12 protein-coding genes are annotated in these 13,372 nt (G+C 62.5%); 8 read left to right on the top strand and 4 right to left on the bottom strand.

What is annotated here, in order from left to right; translation table 11 throughout:
- Positions 1–27 precede the first annotated feature (27 nt).
- The 4 genes from ACIGKL_RS14340 (at position 28) to ACIGKL_RS14325 (ending at position 5,857) form a co-directional block, all read left to right on the top strand.
- Positions 28–2,415, top strand: a complete 2,388-nt coding sequence (locus tag ACIGKL_RS14340) for a TOTE conflict system archaeo-eukaryotic primase domain-containing protein (protein WP_397487288.1) — start codon at positions 28–30, stop codon at positions 2,413–2,415.
- Positions 2,416–2,914: 499 nt separating this feature from the next.
- Positions 2,915–3,154, top strand: coding sequence for a type II toxin-antitoxin system RelB/DinJ family antitoxin (locus ACIGKL_RS14335; protein WP_397487287.1), 240 nt, complete (start codon positions 2,915–2,917; stop codon positions 3,152–3,154).
- A complete protein-coding gene (locus ACIGKL_RS14330; protein ID WP_143496206.1) occupies positions 3,144–3,431 on the top strand; it encodes a type II toxin-antitoxin system RelE/ParE family toxin in 288 nt (95 codons plus the stop codon). Before ACIGKL_RS14335 ends, ACIGKL_RS14330 begins: the two co-directional genes overlap by 11 nt.
- A gap of 38 nt (positions 3,432–3,469) precedes the next feature.
- Positions 3,470–5,857: a TOTE conflict system archaeo-eukaryotic primase domain-containing protein gene (locus ACIGKL_RS14325; RefSeq protein ID WP_397487286.1), complete on the top strand. Its 2,388-nt coding sequence runs from the start codon at positions 3,470–3,472 to the stop codon at positions 5,855–5,857.
- Between the two features lie 194 nt (positions 5,858–6,051).
- Here the strand turns inward: ACIGKL_RS14325 and ACIGKL_RS14320 are convergent, their stop codons facing one another.
- The 4 genes from ACIGKL_RS14320 to glyQ form a co-directional block, all read right to left on the bottom strand.
- A complete protein-coding gene (locus ACIGKL_RS14320) occupies positions 6,052–6,864 on the bottom strand; it encodes a lysophospholipid acyltransferase family protein (RefSeq protein ID WP_397487285.1) in 813 nt (270 codons plus the stop codon).
- Positions 6,827–7,357, bottom strand: coding sequence for a D-glycero-beta-D-manno-heptose 1,7-bisphosphate 7-phosphatase (gmhB, locus tag ACIGKL_RS14315; protein ID WP_397487284.1), 531 nt, complete (start codon positions 7,355–7,357; stop codon positions 6,827–6,829). Before gmhB ends, ACIGKL_RS14320 begins: the two co-directional genes overlap by 38 nt.
- An 81-nt stretch (positions 7,358–7,438) precedes the next feature.
- A complete protein-coding gene (glyS, locus tag ACIGKL_RS14310) occupies positions 7,439–9,493 on the bottom strand; it encodes a glycine--tRNA ligase subunit beta (RefSeq protein ID WP_397487283.1) in 2,055 nt (684 codons plus the stop codon).
- Entirely contained in the window at positions 9,490–10,437 is a 948-nt protein-coding gene (gene glyQ / locus ACIGKL_RS14305; RefSeq protein WP_397487282.1) for a glycine--tRNA ligase subunit alpha, read from the bottom strand. The genes glyS and glyQ overlap by 4 nt, the downstream gene beginning before the upstream one ends.
- 160 nt (positions 10,438–10,597) lie before the next feature.
- On the opposite strand from glyQ, the gene ACIGKL_RS14300 reads away from it, so the two are divergent.
- The 4 genes from ACIGKL_RS14300 (at position 10,598) to ACIGKL_RS14285 (ending at position 13,361) form a co-directional block, all read left to right on the top strand.
- On the top strand, positions 10,598–11,152 hold the full coding sequence (locus ACIGKL_RS14300; RefSeq protein ID WP_397487281.1) for a DNA-3-methyladenine glycosylase I: 555 nt from the start codon (positions 10,598–10,600) through the stop codon (positions 11,150–11,152).
- Between the two features lie 159 nt (positions 11,153–11,311).
- The gene (locus tag ACIGKL_RS14295; RefSeq protein ID WP_397487280.1) at positions 11,312–12,199 is read left to right on the top strand and encodes a lysophospholipid acyltransferase; all 888 of its coding nucleotides are present in this window, start codon (positions 11,312–11,314) and stop codon (positions 12,197–12,199) included.
- Between the two features lie 103 nt (positions 12,200–12,302).
- Positions 12,303–12,566, top strand: a complete 264-nt coding sequence (locus ACIGKL_RS14290) for a PilZ domain-containing protein (RefSeq protein ID WP_397487279.1) — start codon at positions 12,303–12,305, stop codon at positions 12,564–12,566.
- Positions 12,567–12,710: 144 nt separating this feature from the next.
- Complete coding sequence (locus tag ACIGKL_RS14285; protein ID WP_397487278.1) at positions 12,711–13,361, top strand: 7-cyano-7-deazaguanine/7-aminomethyl-7-deazaguanine transporter; 651 nt, start codon at positions 12,711–12,713, stop codon at positions 13,359–13,361.
- The last annotated feature ends 11 nt before the right edge of the window (positions 13,362–13,372 follow it).

The following is a 13,372-nucleotide window of genomic DNA, read 5'->3' as shown; positions in this document are numbered from 1 at the left end:
CGTCATACAGAGTCTGGTTCCGATGCGATGAGTGATGACGATCTGCTTGAGCAACTGCGGGCTGAGAATGCTCGTCTGATTGCATTGCTGGAAACGCATGGCATTGAGTGGCGGCTACCGGCTGAGCAACCAAAGCCTGAACAGACCGTGGCGCTGCCACCGCTAGTCCCGGTTCTGGATACCAATGAGAAGCTGGCGCTGTTCAAGCGTCTGTTCCGAGGGCGTGCCGATGTCTTTCCCTTGCGCTGGGAAAGTAAGGCCGGGAAATCCGGTTACTCACCTGCATGTGCGAATGAATGGCGCCCAGGTGTGTGCGAGAAGCCCAGGATCAAATGTGGCGATTGCTCGTACCGGCAGTTGCTACCGCTGACCGACCAGGTGCTCTACAAGCATTTGGCCGGAGAGATCGTCGTTGGCGTTTACCCACTGCTGCCGGATGACACCTGTTACTTCCTGGCGGTGGACTTTGACGAGGCTGACTGGCGTGAAGATGTCATGGCCTTTGCCCAGTCATGTCGCGAGTTGGGTGTGCCGGTCGCGGTGGAGGTTTCTCGCTCAGGCAACGGTGCCCATGCCTGGATATTCTTCGAGAGTAACGTCTTGGCCTCCGAGGCGCGGTTGCTCGGCTCGGCGATTATCAGCCACACCTGTGAGCGCACCCGGCAGCTGACACTGGGCTCGTATGATCGGCTCTTCCCTAATCAAGACAGCATGCCCAAGGGCGGTTTTGGCAACTTGATTGCCTTGCCCTTGCAGAAGCGGGCTCGCGCTCAGGGCGGCAGTGTTTTTGTCGATGAGAAGCTGGTGCCCTATCCCGATCAGTGGGCATTTCTGGCCAGTGTCCAACCTATGCCGGCGAGGGACATTGCACCGGCTACGCTGCGAGCCAGTGGCGGTCGCCATCCGTTGGGTGTCGCTGACCTAACAGATGATGATGGTGCTAAGCCTTGGCAGCGTACACCGGAAAAGACTCAGAAACTGACCTGTCCGTTGCCAGCATCAGTGAGCGCCACCTTGGCCAACCAGATCTATTTCAGCAAGTCCGAGCTACCCCAGCCCTTGGTCAACAAGCTCATTCGGCTGGCGGCATTTCAGAATCCGGAGTTTTACAAGGCTCAGGCCATGCGCCTTCCTGTATGGAACAAGCCCCGCATCATCGGATGTGCCGAAAACTATCCGCAGCATATTGCCCTGCCGCGCGGATGCTTGGATGACGTCCAGACTCTGCTGGATGAGAACAAGGTAGAGCTGGTGCTGAACGATGAGCGCTTCGCTGGGGAGCCCATCGATGTCCATTTCGTCGGCAAATTACGCCCTGATCAGGAGGCAGCACTGGCGGGCATGCTAGTGCACGACACCGGCATCCTTTGTGCTCCGACCGCATTCGGCAAAACTGTTACGGCTGCCGCGCTGATTGCCCGGCGTGGTGTGAACACGCTGGTGCTGGTTCACCGAACGGAATTGCTCCAGCAGTGGAAGGAACGGTTGCAGGCGTTTCTGGGGGCTGACAAGAAGACAGTTGGTAGCATCGGTGGTGGTAAGGCCAAGCCGACCGGCATCATCGATGTGGCGGTCATGCAGTCGCTATCGCGGCAGGGCGAGGTCAGCGAACAGGTAAAGAACTACGGGCAAATCATCGTAGATGAATGCCATCACCTGTCGGCGTTTTCGTTTGAGGCCCTTCTCAAGGCGGCCCCTGCGAGATATGTGCTGGGGCTGACCGCAACGCCCATCCGGCGCGATGGTCAACAGCCGATCATTTTCATGCAGTGCGGGCCAATTCGACATACCGCAGCGAGGCCTGAAAGTGCGCCTGCTGACTTGACGGTGATCCCTAGGTGGTTGCCCCATTCTATCCTCATGCCAGAAGGCGCTGGTATTCAGGATGTCTTCTTGCAGGTGTGCAGCGATGCGGAGCGGACAGACAAGATTGTGGCTGAGGTCGAAGCCGCTTTGGGGCAGGGGAGAAAGATTCTGCTGCTGACGGAGCGAACGGATCACCTCAGTTCCATTGAAGAGAGGCTGGTTGGTCGGGTCGAAAACCTATTTACCCTTCATGGGCGGATGTCCAAGAAGCAACGTGCTGCGCTAATCAGTGAGTTGGAAGCATTGCCACCCGATGCAGCCAGGGTGATCCTGGCCACTGGAAAATTGGTCGGGGAGGGATTCGATCATCCTGCGCTGGATACCTTGGTACTGGCGATGCCGGTGTCCTGGAAGGGCACCCTTCAGCAGTATGCAGGTCGCCTGCATCGGGAGCATTCAGATAAGGCGGATGTTCGCATCATCGATTTCATCGACTCCGGACATCCAGCCTTGCTACGGATGTGGAGCAAGCGCCAGGCCGGCTACAAGGCAATGGGCTATGAATTTGCCGATTCATCCAGCTCAATGGAGCTTCTTGCGCAGGACTGACACGGTCTTGAAACCTGCGACGGATGGGGATTCCGCAAAGCTAGGAACCCCGTTACGCTGCTTGCATTGACACTTTGGCAATCCGCTTAGCCCAGCATGCTCCTGGTGTGGAGGCCACGCTTTTTCAGGCTTGTAGTGCCCGGAATGCAGGGCATACGGAAAATGCCATTTATTCCGGTCATTTCGACGGAAAATGCCACTTTATGTGGCTCAAGCATGCCAATAATGGCGCCCATTTATTTTCGTAACTCATTGATTTAATTGGATCTACTGGTGGTGCCGAATGCCAGGTTTGTCGCCCGTCGACACGGCAGCAAGATCAGGCCAAGCAGATGATTGGCCGCGTCGTAAACGGAAAGCCCCGGCTGAAAACAGCCGGGGCTTTCGTTTAACAGGATTTTGTTGAATGCACTTTAAGTTGCTCGGTGACTATCGAGTTGCATAAAGCATTAGATGTAGGCATCGTAAATACAGTTGTCACTACGTCGAGGGGCCACTCATGGCTACCATCAATATCCGCATCGACGATGAACTTAAAGCGCGTGCTTACCGTGAGCTGGAAAAGCTCGGTGTCACCCCTTCCGAACTGATGCGCCAGGCTTTGCAGTATGTGGCCGAACACGGCCAACTACCCTTCCGTCCGGTGCTGATGACCGAGGAAGACGAGGCATTGATTGCCACCCTGCGCGAACGCTTGGCCGCTCCCCAGCGCGTGAAGGTTACGCTGGATGATCTATAGCCTCGAATTCGACGCACGGGCACTGAAGGAGTGGCACAAGCTGGGGGATACCGTCCGCGAGCAGCTCAAGAAAAAGCTCGCGGAGGTGCTGGTCAACCCGCGCGTCGAGGCGAATCGCCTTCACTCGCTACCCGATTGTTACAAGATCAAACTGCGTAGCAGTGGTTATCGCCTGGTGTACCAGGTGATTGACCATGAGGTGGTGGTGTTTGTCGTGGCGGTGGATCGACGTGACCGTGAGCAGGCTTACCGCAAGGCTGCTGAGCGGCTCAAATAACGAGCTGCCTGCGCCATACAGAATCTGGTTTCGATGCGATGAGTGATGGCGATCTGTTGGAGCAACTGCGGGCTGAGAATGCTCGCCTGATCGCATTGCTGGAAACGCACGGCATTGAGTGGCGGCTACCGGCTGAGCTGCCAAAGCCTGAACAGGCCGTGGCGCTGTCACCGCTAGTCCCGGTTCTGGACACCAATGAGAAGTTGGCGCTGTTCAAGAGTCTGTTCCGGGGGCGTGCCGATGTCTTTCCTCTGCATTGGGAAAGTAAGGCTGGGAAGTCCGGCTACTCACCTGCATGTGCGAATGAATGGCGCCCAGGTGTGTGCGAGAAGCCCAGGATCAAATGCGGCGATTGCTCGTACCGGCAGTTACTACCGCTGACCGACCAGGTGCTCTACAAGCATTTGGCCGGGGAGATCGTCGTTGGCGTTTACCCACTGTTGCCGGATGACACCTGTTTCTTCCTGGCTGTGGACTTTGATGAAGCCGACTGGCGTGAGGATGTCACGGCCTTTGCCCAGTCATGTCGTGAGTTGGGGGTGCCGGTTGCGGTAGAGGTTTCTCGCTCCGGTAATGGCGCGCATGCCTGGATATTCTTCGAGAGTAACGTCTTGGCCTCCGAGGCGCGGCTGCTCGGCTCGGCGATTATCAGCCACACCTGTGAGCGCACCCGGCAGCTGACACTGGGTTCGTATGATCGGCTCTTCCCTAATCAGGACAGCATGCCCAAGGGCGGTTTTGGCAACTTGATTGCCCTGCCCTTGCAGAAGCGGGCTCGCGCTCAGGGAGGCAGTGTTTTTGTCGATGAGAAGCTGGTGCCCTATCCCGATCAGTGGGCATTTCTGGCCAGTGTCCAACCCATGCCGGCGAGGGACATTGCACCGGCTACGCTGCGAGCCAGTGGCGGTCGCCATCCGTTGGGTGTCGCTGACCTAACAGATGATGACAGCGCGAAGCCTTGGCAACGCACACCGGAAAAGACACGGAAACTGACCTGTCCGTTGCCAGCGTCGGTAAGCGTGACCCTGGCCAACCAGATCTATTTCAGCAAGTCCGAACTACCCCAGCCATTGGTTAACAAGCTCATTCGGCTGGCGGCATTTCAGAATCCCGAGTTCTATAACGCTCAGGCCATGCGGCTGCCGGTATGGAACAAGCCCCGGATCATCGGCTGTGCCGAAAACTATCCGCAGCATATTGCCTTGCCGCGAGGATGCCTGGATGACGTCCGGGCACTGCTGGGTGAAAACAAAATAGATCTGGTGCTGCATGATGAGCGCTTCGTAGGAAAAACCATCGATGTCAGATTCGTGGGCAAATTGCGCTCGGATCAGGAGGTTGCACTGGCGGCTATGCTGAGGCACGACACCGGCATCCTCTGTGCTCCGACCGCATTCGGCAAAACTGTCACTGCTGCTGCACTGATTGCCCGGCGCGGCGTGAGCACGCTGGTGCTGGTTCACCGCACGGAACTGCTTCAGCAGTGGAAGGAGCGATTGCAGGCGTTTCTGGGGGCGGACAAGTCGACTGTCGGTAGCATAGGCGGTGGTAAGGCCAAGCCGACCGGCATCATCGATGTTGCGCTCATGCAGTCGTTATCGCGGCAAGGTGAGGTTAGCGAGCAGGTGAAGAACTACGGGCAAATCATCGTGGATGAATGCCATCACCTGTCGGCGTTCTCCTTTGAGGCCCTTCTCAAGGCGGCCCCTGCGAGATACGTGCTGGGGCTGACCGCAACGCCCATTCGGCGCGACGGCCAGCAGCCGATCATTTTCATGCAGTGCGGGCCGATTCGGCATACCGCATCGAGGCCCGAGGGTGCCCCCGCAGAGTTGACGGTGATCCCTAGGTGGTTGGCCAGGCCTATCTTCATGCCAGAAGGCGCTGGTATTCAGGACGTCTTCTTGCGCGTATGCAGCGATGCGGAGCGGACAGACAAGATTGTGGCTGAGGTCGAAGCCACTTTTGGGCAGGGGAGAAAGATTCTGCTGCTGACAGAGCGAACGGATCACCTCAGTGCCATTGAGGAGAGGTTGGTTGGTCGGGTCGAAAATCTGTTTACCCTGCATGGGCGGATGTCCAAGAAGCAACGTGCTGCGCTAATTAGTGAGCTGGAAGCACTGTCGCCGGATGCACCCAGGGTAATCCTGGCCACTGGGAAATTGGTTGGCGAGGGTTTCGACCACCCGGCACTGGATACCTTGGTGCTGGCGATGCCGGTGTCCTGGAGGGGCACCCTCCAGCAGTATGCGGGTCGACTGCATCGTGAGCATTCAGATAAGGCGGATGTTCGCATCATCGATTTCATCGACTCCGGACATCCAGCCTTGCTGCGTATGTGGAGCAAGCGCCGGGCGGGCTACAAGGCAATGGGCTATGAATTTGCCGATCCAGCTAGCTCAATGGAGCTTCTGTCGCAGGACTAATAATCCCTTGAAACCCTCGGTGTAGGGCTGCAAACCTTACAAGCCAGGATGTTAGCCCTGCCCTGTTCCTAAAAAACTTATGCCCGGCCGCAGCGAAACCGCCTCAGAGAAAAATATCAATAAAAATCAAATAGCTGCCTGAGAAAATGGCGCCTTGCCGGTATTTCGCCCACAGCTTATCCACAGCGGACCGGTCAGACCTGCTCGGCAAGGCTGGCCAGTTGCGGCGCGGCGCCGCGTAGTTCGGTCTGCCGTTCGCAGACCCAGGCGAAGGCGCGTTCGTTGAGTTCGGCAATGGCGCGCGGGCCCTCGCCTTCGGCGTGCATCGGCGCGCCGATGATCACCTGCACGGTGCCGGGGCGCTTGCCCCAGCCCTGCTTGGGCCAGAACTCGCCGGCGTTGTGGGCGACGGGCAGCAGCGGCAGGCCGGCGTTCACCGCCAGCGACGCGCCGCCGCGGGAGAACTTGCCGATCTGGCCCGGCGGAATGCGCGTGCCCTCGGGGAAGATCAGCACCCAGGCGCCCTGCTTGAGGCGTTCGTCGCCCTGCTTGGCCAGTTGCTTGAGCGCCGCCTTGGGGTTGCTGCGGTCGATGGCGATGGGCCTGAGCAGGGCCATCGCCCAGCCGAAGAACGGCACGCGCAGCAGCTCGCGTTTGACCACCTGGCTCAGCGGCTCGAACAGCGCGGAGAGGAAGAAGGTCTCCCAGGTGCTCTGGTGGTTGGCCAGCACCACGCAGGGGCGCTCGGGAATATGTTCGAGGCCGCGCACCTCGTAACGAATGCCGACTATGACCTTGGCCAGCCATACCGCGCAGCGGCACCAGTTCTGGATGACGAAGCGGTAGCGCCGGCGAAACGGCAGGAAGGGCGCCGCCAGCACGCTGACGATGCACCAGAGAAAGGCGCTGGACGACAGGAGCAGGTAGAAGAGTGTGGTTCTGAGGGCCTGCGTCATGGAGTCTTGCACCTTAAGAAAGCAGTTGATCGGCGACGGCCGCCAGATCATCGAATACCAGGGTTCCCGGCGGCAACGGTTTGCCCAGGGTACGTTCGCCCTTGCCGGTCTTCACCAGCACGGGCTGACAATCGACGGCTTGCGCGGCCTGCAGGTCACCGCTGCTGTCGCCGACGAACCATACGCCTGCCAAGGGCGTGCCGTAGTGCGCGGCAATGCCGTGCAGCAGGCCCGGTTTCGGCTTGCGGCAGGCGCAGCCGTCGTCCGGGCCGTGCGGGCAGTGGAGGATCAGGCCGAGGTCGCCGCCCTGCTCCGCCACCAGTTCGCGCAGGCGCGCGTGCATGGCTTCGAGGGTGGCCAGGTCGTAGTAGCCGCGGGCGATACCGGACTGGTTGGTGGCCACCGCCACGGTCCAGCCGGCGCGCGACAGGCGGGCGATGGCGGCGATGGACGAAGGGATCGGAATCCATTCGTCCAGGTTCTTGATATAGGCGTCGGAGTCCTGGTTGATGACGCCGTCGCGGTCGAGAATCAGCAACTTCATAGCTACAAGCTCCAAGGCGCAAGCTCCAGGTCAGAGCGGACAGCTTGCCGCTCGACGCCTGGAGCCTGCCGCTGCCGGGCGTCAGCCCAGCACCGAGATATCCGCCACGCCGAGGAACAGCCCGCGCAGGCGGGCCAGCAGGGCGTAGCGGTTGGCGCGCACCTTGGCGTCTTCGGCGTTGACCAGCACCGCCTCGAAGAAGGCGTCCACCGGCTCGCGCAGGCTGGCCAGCTGGCTCAGCGCCTGGCTGTACTGACGCGACGCGGCCAGCGGTTGCACGGCCTGGTCGGCCTGCTGGATCGCGGCGTTGAGGGCGAATTCGCTGGGGCTGTCGAAGTAGTGCGCCTCGACCTGGGCGGCGATGCCGCCTTCGGCCTTGCTCAGCAGGTTCGACACGCGCTTGTTCGCCGCGGCCAGGGCGGCGGCCTGCGGCAGCGCGCGGAACGCCTGCACCGCCTGCACGCGCTGGTCGAAATCCAGCGGCGAGGTCGGGCCGACCGCGCGCACCGCCTGGTACACCGCGACCTCGACGCCTTCGTCTTCGTAGCGGGCGCGCAGGCGGTCGAAGATGAACTCCAGCACCTGATTGCCCAGCCCATCGGCCTTGATCTTGTCCGCGAACTGCTCGATGGCGAAGGCCACGGCGGCGGCCAGGTCCAGATCCAGGCCCTTCTCGATCAGGATGCGCAGCACGCCGAGGGCGGCGCGACGCAGGGCGTAGGGGTCTTTCGAGCCGGTCGGCAGCATGCCGATGCCGAAGATGCCGACCAGGGTGTCGAGCTTGTCGGCCACCGCCACGGCGGCGCCGGTCAAGGTGCTCGGCAGTTCGGCGCCAGCGCCGCGCGGCATGTACTGCTCGTTCAGGGCCAGGGCGACGTCCTGCGGCTCACCGTCGTTGAGCGCGTAGTAGTAGCCGGCGATACCCTGCATCTCGGGGAATTCGCCGACCATCTCGGTGGCCAGGTCGCACTTGCTTAGCAGGCCAGCACGGGCGGCACGCTGGGCGTCACCACCGACTTCACGAGCGATGAAACCGGCCAGGGCCGATACCCGCTGGGCCTTTTCAAATACCGAACCCAGCTGGGCCTGGAACACCACGTTGGCCAGGCGTTGATTGAAGCCTTCGAGCTTCTGCTTCTTGTCCTGCTTGAAGAAGAACTCGGCGTCGGTCAGGCGCGGGCGCACCACCTTCTCGTTGCCCGAGACGATCTGTGCCGGGTCCTTGGACTCGACGTTGGCCACGGTGATGAAGCGCGGCAGCAGCTTGCCGTTCGCATCGAGCAGGCAGAAATACTTCTGGTTGTCCTGCATGGTGCTGATCAGCGCCTCCTGCGGTACCTCGAGGAAGCGTTCCTCGAAGGAGCAGACCAGCGGCACCGGCCATTCCACCAGGGCGGTGACTTCGTCCAGCAGCGCCGGCGGCACGATGGCGCTGCCCTGCTCGGCGGCAGCCAGTTCGTCGACGCGGCGGCTGATGAGCTCGCGGCGTTCGGCGAAGTCGGCCAGCACGAAGGCGCTGCGCAGGTCCTCGGCGTAGTTGGCCGGGCTGCTGATGCGCACGTCGCGGTTGGCGTGGAAGCGGTGGCCACGGGACACGCGACCCGCTTTCTGCGCGAGGATCTCGCAGTCGACCACGGCGTCACCGAAGAGCATCACCAGCCACTGGGTCGGACGCACGAACTCGTCACGGCGGGCGGCCCAACGCATACGCTTGGGAATCGGCAGGTCGTTCAGCGAATCCTGCACGATGGTCGGCAGCAGGTTCACCGCCGGCTGGCCAGGGATGTGCTGGGCGAAACGCAGTTTCGCGCCGCTGCGGTCGATCTCGGCGATGTCCACACCGCACTTGCGGGCGAAGCCCAGGGCGGCCTGGGTCGGGTTGCCGTCGGCGTCGAAGGCGGCCTGGATGGGCGGACCGTCGAGGTTCATGCTGCGGTCGGCCTGCTGCTCTTCGAGCTGCTCGACCAGCACCGCCAGGCGGCGCGGCGCGGCGTACACGCGGCTGGCGGCGTAGTTCAGGCCAGCGGCCTTGAGGCCTTTCTCGATACCGGCGAGGAAGGCGTCGCCGAGGCTTTTCAGCGCTTTCGGTGGCAGCTCTTCGGTACCCAGTTCGACCAGGAAATCTTTCGCACTCATGCTTGTGCCTCCAGCTTGGCCAGTACTTCGTCACGCAGTTCGGGGGTGGCCATGGGGAAGCCGAGCTTGGCGCGCGCCTGCAGGTAGCTCTGCGCCACGGCGCGGGCCAGGGTGCGCACGCGCAGGATGTACTGCTGGCGCGCGGTCACCGAAATGGCGCGACGGGCGTCGAGCAGGTTGAAGGTGTGCGAGGCCTTGAGCACCATCTCGTAGGTCGGCAGCGGCAGCTCCAGCTCGATCAGGCGGTTGGCTTCGCTCTCGTAGAAATCGAACAGCTCGAACAGCTTCTCGACGTTGGCGTGCTCGAAGTTGTAGGTGGACTGCTCCACTTCGTTCTGGTGGAACACGTCGCCGTAGGTCACGGTGCCGAACGGGCCGTCGGTCCAGATCAGGTCGTAGACCGAGTCGACGCCCTGCAGGTACATGGCCAGGCGCTCCAGGCCGTAGGTGATCTCGCCGGTCACCGGGTAGCACTCGATGCCACCGACCTGCTGGAAGTAGGTGAACTGGGTGACTTCCATGCCGTTGAGCCAGATCTCCCAACCCAGGCCCCAGGCGCCGAGGGTCGGCGATTCCCAGTTGTCCTCGACGAAGCGGATGTCGTGCACCAGCGGGTCGATGCCGATGGCCTGCAGCGAGCCGAGGTACAGTTCCTGGAAGTTCTCCGGGTTGGGCTTCAAGACCACCTGGAACTGGTAGTAGTGCTGCAGGCGGTTGGGGTTCTCGCCGTAGCGGCCGTCGGCCGGGCGGCGCGAGGGCTGCACGTAGGCGGCGTTCCAGGTCTCGGGACCGACGGCGCGCAGGAAGGTGGCGGTGTGGAAGGTGCCGGCGCCCACTTCCATGTCGTAGGGCTGCAGCACTACGCAGCCCTGCTCGGCCCAGTAGTTCTGCAGGGCCAGGATCAGGTCCTGGAAGGTGCGCACGGCAGGCTTGGTCTGGCTCACGAAAAATTCACCTGTTGAGGCTGCGACGGAAAGCCGGGGAGTATATCGAAACTGGGCGCAGGCCGCAGGATCAGGCGCGCCCGGCTTTGCGAGGCTGTATTTATATCCAGCTATTTTGCCGCTATAGTCCGGGCCATCTCCCGCGACCGAGGCCGAGACCATGCCCCGCTGCTTCTGGTGTACCGACGACCCGCTGTACCAGGCCTACCACGACGAGGAATGGGGCGTGCCGCTGCGCGAGCCGCGCGCGCTGTTCGAGCTGCTGCTGCTGGAGGGCTTCCAGGCCGGGCTGTCGTGGATCACCGTGCTGAAGAAGCGCGAGCGCTACCGCCAGGTGTTGCACGGCTTCGATCCCGAGCGCCTGGCGCGGCTGAGCGACGAGGAGATCGAGGTACTGATGCAGGACCCCGGCATCATCCGCAACCGTCTCAAGCTCAAGGCCGCGCGGCAGAATGCCCGTGCCTGGCTGGCCCAGGACGATCCGGTGGCGCTGCTCTGGTCGTTCGTCGGCGGCGCGGCGAAGATCAACCACTTCGCCGAGCGCGGCCAGGTGCCGGCGGTCACGCCCGAGGCCGAGGCGATGAGCCGCGCGCTGAAGAAGGCCGGCTTCACCTTCGTCGGCCCGACCATCTGCTACGCGCTGATGCAGGCCAGCGGCATGGTCATGGATCACACCCGCGACTGCGACCGTTATGCCGAACTGGCCGGTGCCTAGGCTGGCTTGAGGCGCGCAGCGACGAAGCCCACCAGAGCTCTGTAGCCCGGATGCAATCCGGGAGCGCCCGGGCAGGACATCCCCGGATTGCATCCGGGCTACGCCGTCTGGCCATGACGGGTACAATGGCGGCCTTTCCCGCAACGCCTGGAGTGATCCGTGGAAGCATTCAAAGGCCGCCTGGTGGTCGGCTTTCTCCGTCTGTTCGCCCTGCTGCCCTGGCGCGCCGTGCAAGCGGTGGGCAACGCCATCGGCTGGCTGATGTGGAAGCTGCCCAATGGCTCGCGCGACGTGGTGCGCATCAACCTGGGCAAGTGCTTTCCCGAGCTGAACCAGGCCGAACTGGATCGGCTGGTCGAGCAGAGCCTCAAGGACATCGGCAAGACCCTCACCGAGAGCGCCTGCGCCTGGATCTGGCCGGCGCAGAAATCGCTCAAGCTGATCCGCGAGGTGGAAGGTCTGGAGGTGCTGCAGCAGGCGCTGGCCTCGGGCAAGGGCGTGGTCGGCATCACCAGCCACCTGGGCAACTGGGAGGTGCTCAACCACTTCTACTGCAACCAGTGCAAGCCGATCATTTTCTACCGCCCGCCGAAGCTCAAGGCGGTGGACCAGCTGCTGCAGCGGCAGCGTGTGCAGATGGGCAACCGCGTGGCGCCCTCGACCAAGGAGGGCATCCTCAGCGTCATCAAGGAAGTGCGCAAAGGCGGTGCGGTGGGCATTCCCGCCGATCCCGAGCCGAGCCGCTCGTCCGGGGTGTTCGTGCCCTTCCTCGCCACCACCGCACTGACCAGCAAGTTCGTGCCCGGCATGCTCGCCGGCGGCAAGGCGGTCGGCGTGTTCCTGCATGCGCTGCGCCTGGAAGATGGCAGCGGCTACAAGGTGATCCTCGAGGCGGCGCCCGAAGGCATGTACAGCGAGGATGTCGAGCAGGGCGTGGCAGCCATGAGCGAGGTGGTGTCGCGCTACGTGCGCAGCTATCCGAGCCAGTACATGTGGAGCATGAAGCGCTTCAAGAAGCGACCCGAGGGCGAGGCCAAGTGGTACTGAAGCAAGGCGCCGCGATGGCGCCTTTTTTCCGCTAATCCTTGGGGTTTGCCGAGGTTTTGCGTTATTAAAGGCGGCATCCTCCGCGCCGAATGGAAGCCCCGCCATGTCGAATCAGCGTCACCAGGTACGCACCCCGATCAAGTGCCGGATCAAGATCTGCCACCCCAGCTTCGGCGAATTGGTGGCGCAGACCCGCGACCTGTCCGACAGCGGCGTCTACGTGCGGCATCCGCAGATGGCGGCGCTGAGCGTCGGCGACCGGGTCAGCGGCCAGGTGCAGGACCTGCCGATCGAGGCGCCGGTGCTGCAGATGGAGGTGGTGCGGGTGGATGGCGAAGGGGCCGGGCTGCGCTTTATGCAGGCCTGAGCGCTGTACAAGAAATGACCGCCCGTCCGCCCTGGGTTAAAAACTTACCCTGCGAGTCAGGAAATCGCTAGAATGCCGGCCGCCGCGCCAGGTCGCGGCCCGACCATGGGTTCCCTCACCCCATCGCCCTCAAAAAGGATCGACATGCACAGCCTCACCCCTTCGGCCCGCCGTGCGGCGCTGGCCGTTCTGATCGCCTTCCATATCCTCATCATCATCGCCAGCAACTACCTGGTGCAGCTGCCCATGAGCCTGTTCGGCTGGCAGACCACCTGGGGCGCGTTCAGCTTTCCCTTTATCTTCCTCGCCACCGACCTGACCGTGCGCCTGCTCGGCAAGGGCCCGGCGCGCCAGGTGATCGCCCGGGTCATGCTGCCGGCGCTGCTGGCGTCCTACGTGGTCTCGGTGCTGTTCCACGAGGCGCGCTTCGCCGGCTTCGCCGCCCTCGGCGAGTTCAACGCCTTCGTCTTCCGCATCGCCCTGGCCAGTTTTCTCGCCTATGTGCTGGGGCAGCTGCTGGATATCCAGGTGTTCGACCGCCTGCGCCAGCTGCGCCAGTGGTGGGTGGCGCCGGCCGCCTCGACCCTGCTGGGCAACCTGCTGGACACCTACGCCTTCTTCTCCATCGCCTTCTGGCGCAGCGGCGACGCCTTTATGGCCGCCAACTGGGTGGAGATCGCCACGGTGGACTACGCGATCAAGCTGGCCATCAGCCTGATTCTGTTCGTGCCGCTGTACGGCATGCTGCTCGGCGCCATCGGCCGGCTGCTGCCGCGCCGGATCGCCAACGCCTGAGGCGAGCCCGG

The organism is Pseudomonas sp. NPDC077186, assembly GCF_044543505.1.
Classification (GTDB): Bacteria; Pseudomonadota; Gammaproteobacteria; order Pseudomonadales; family Pseudomonadaceae; genus Aquipseudomonas.
Note: the sequence above shows the minus strand (reverse complement) of the source record. Positions and strands in the feature narration are given on the sequence as shown.

Bases quoted from the DNA above. Each gene is read 5' to 3' on its own strand.
- gmhB (WP_397487284.1), bottom strand. From the start codon at position 7,357: ATGAAGTTGCTGATTCTCGACCGCGACGGCGTCATCAACCAGGACTCC.
- ACIGKL_RS14320 (WP_397487285.1), bottom strand. From the start codon at position 6,864: ATGATCTGGCGGCCGTCGCCGATCAACTGCTTTCTTAAGGTGCAAGAC.
- ACIGKL_RS14335 (WP_397487287.1), top strand. From the start codon at position 2,915: ATGGCTACCATCAATATCCGCATCGACGATGAACTTAAAGCGCGTGCT.
- glyS (WP_397487283.1), bottom strand. From the start codon at position 9,493: ATGAGTGCGAAAGATTTCCTGGTCGAACTGGGTACCGAAGAGCTGCCA.
- ACIGKL_RS14290 (WP_397487279.1), top strand. From the start codon at position 12,303: ATGTCGAATCAGCGTCACCAGGTACGCACCCCGATCAAGTGCCGGATC.
- ACIGKL_RS14325 (WP_397487286.1), top strand. From the start codon at position 3,470: ATGAGTGATGGCGATCTGTTGGAGCAACTGCGGGCTGAGAATGCTCGC.
- ACIGKL_RS14300 (WP_397487281.1), top strand. From the start codon at position 10,598: ATGCCCCGCTGCTTCTGGTGTACCGACGACCCGCTGTACCAGGCCTAC.
- ACIGKL_RS14285 (WP_397487278.1), top strand. From the start codon at position 12,711: ATGCACAGCCTCACCCCTTCGGCCCGCCGTGCGGCGCTGGCCGTTCTG.
- ACIGKL_RS14330 (WP_143496206.1), top strand. From the start codon at position 3,144: ATGATCTATAGCCTCGAATTCGACGCACGGGCACTGAAGGAGTGGCAC.
- ACIGKL_RS14340 (WP_397487288.1), top strand. From the start codon at position 28: ATGAGTGATGACGATCTGCTTGAGCAACTGCGGGCTGAGAATGCTCGT.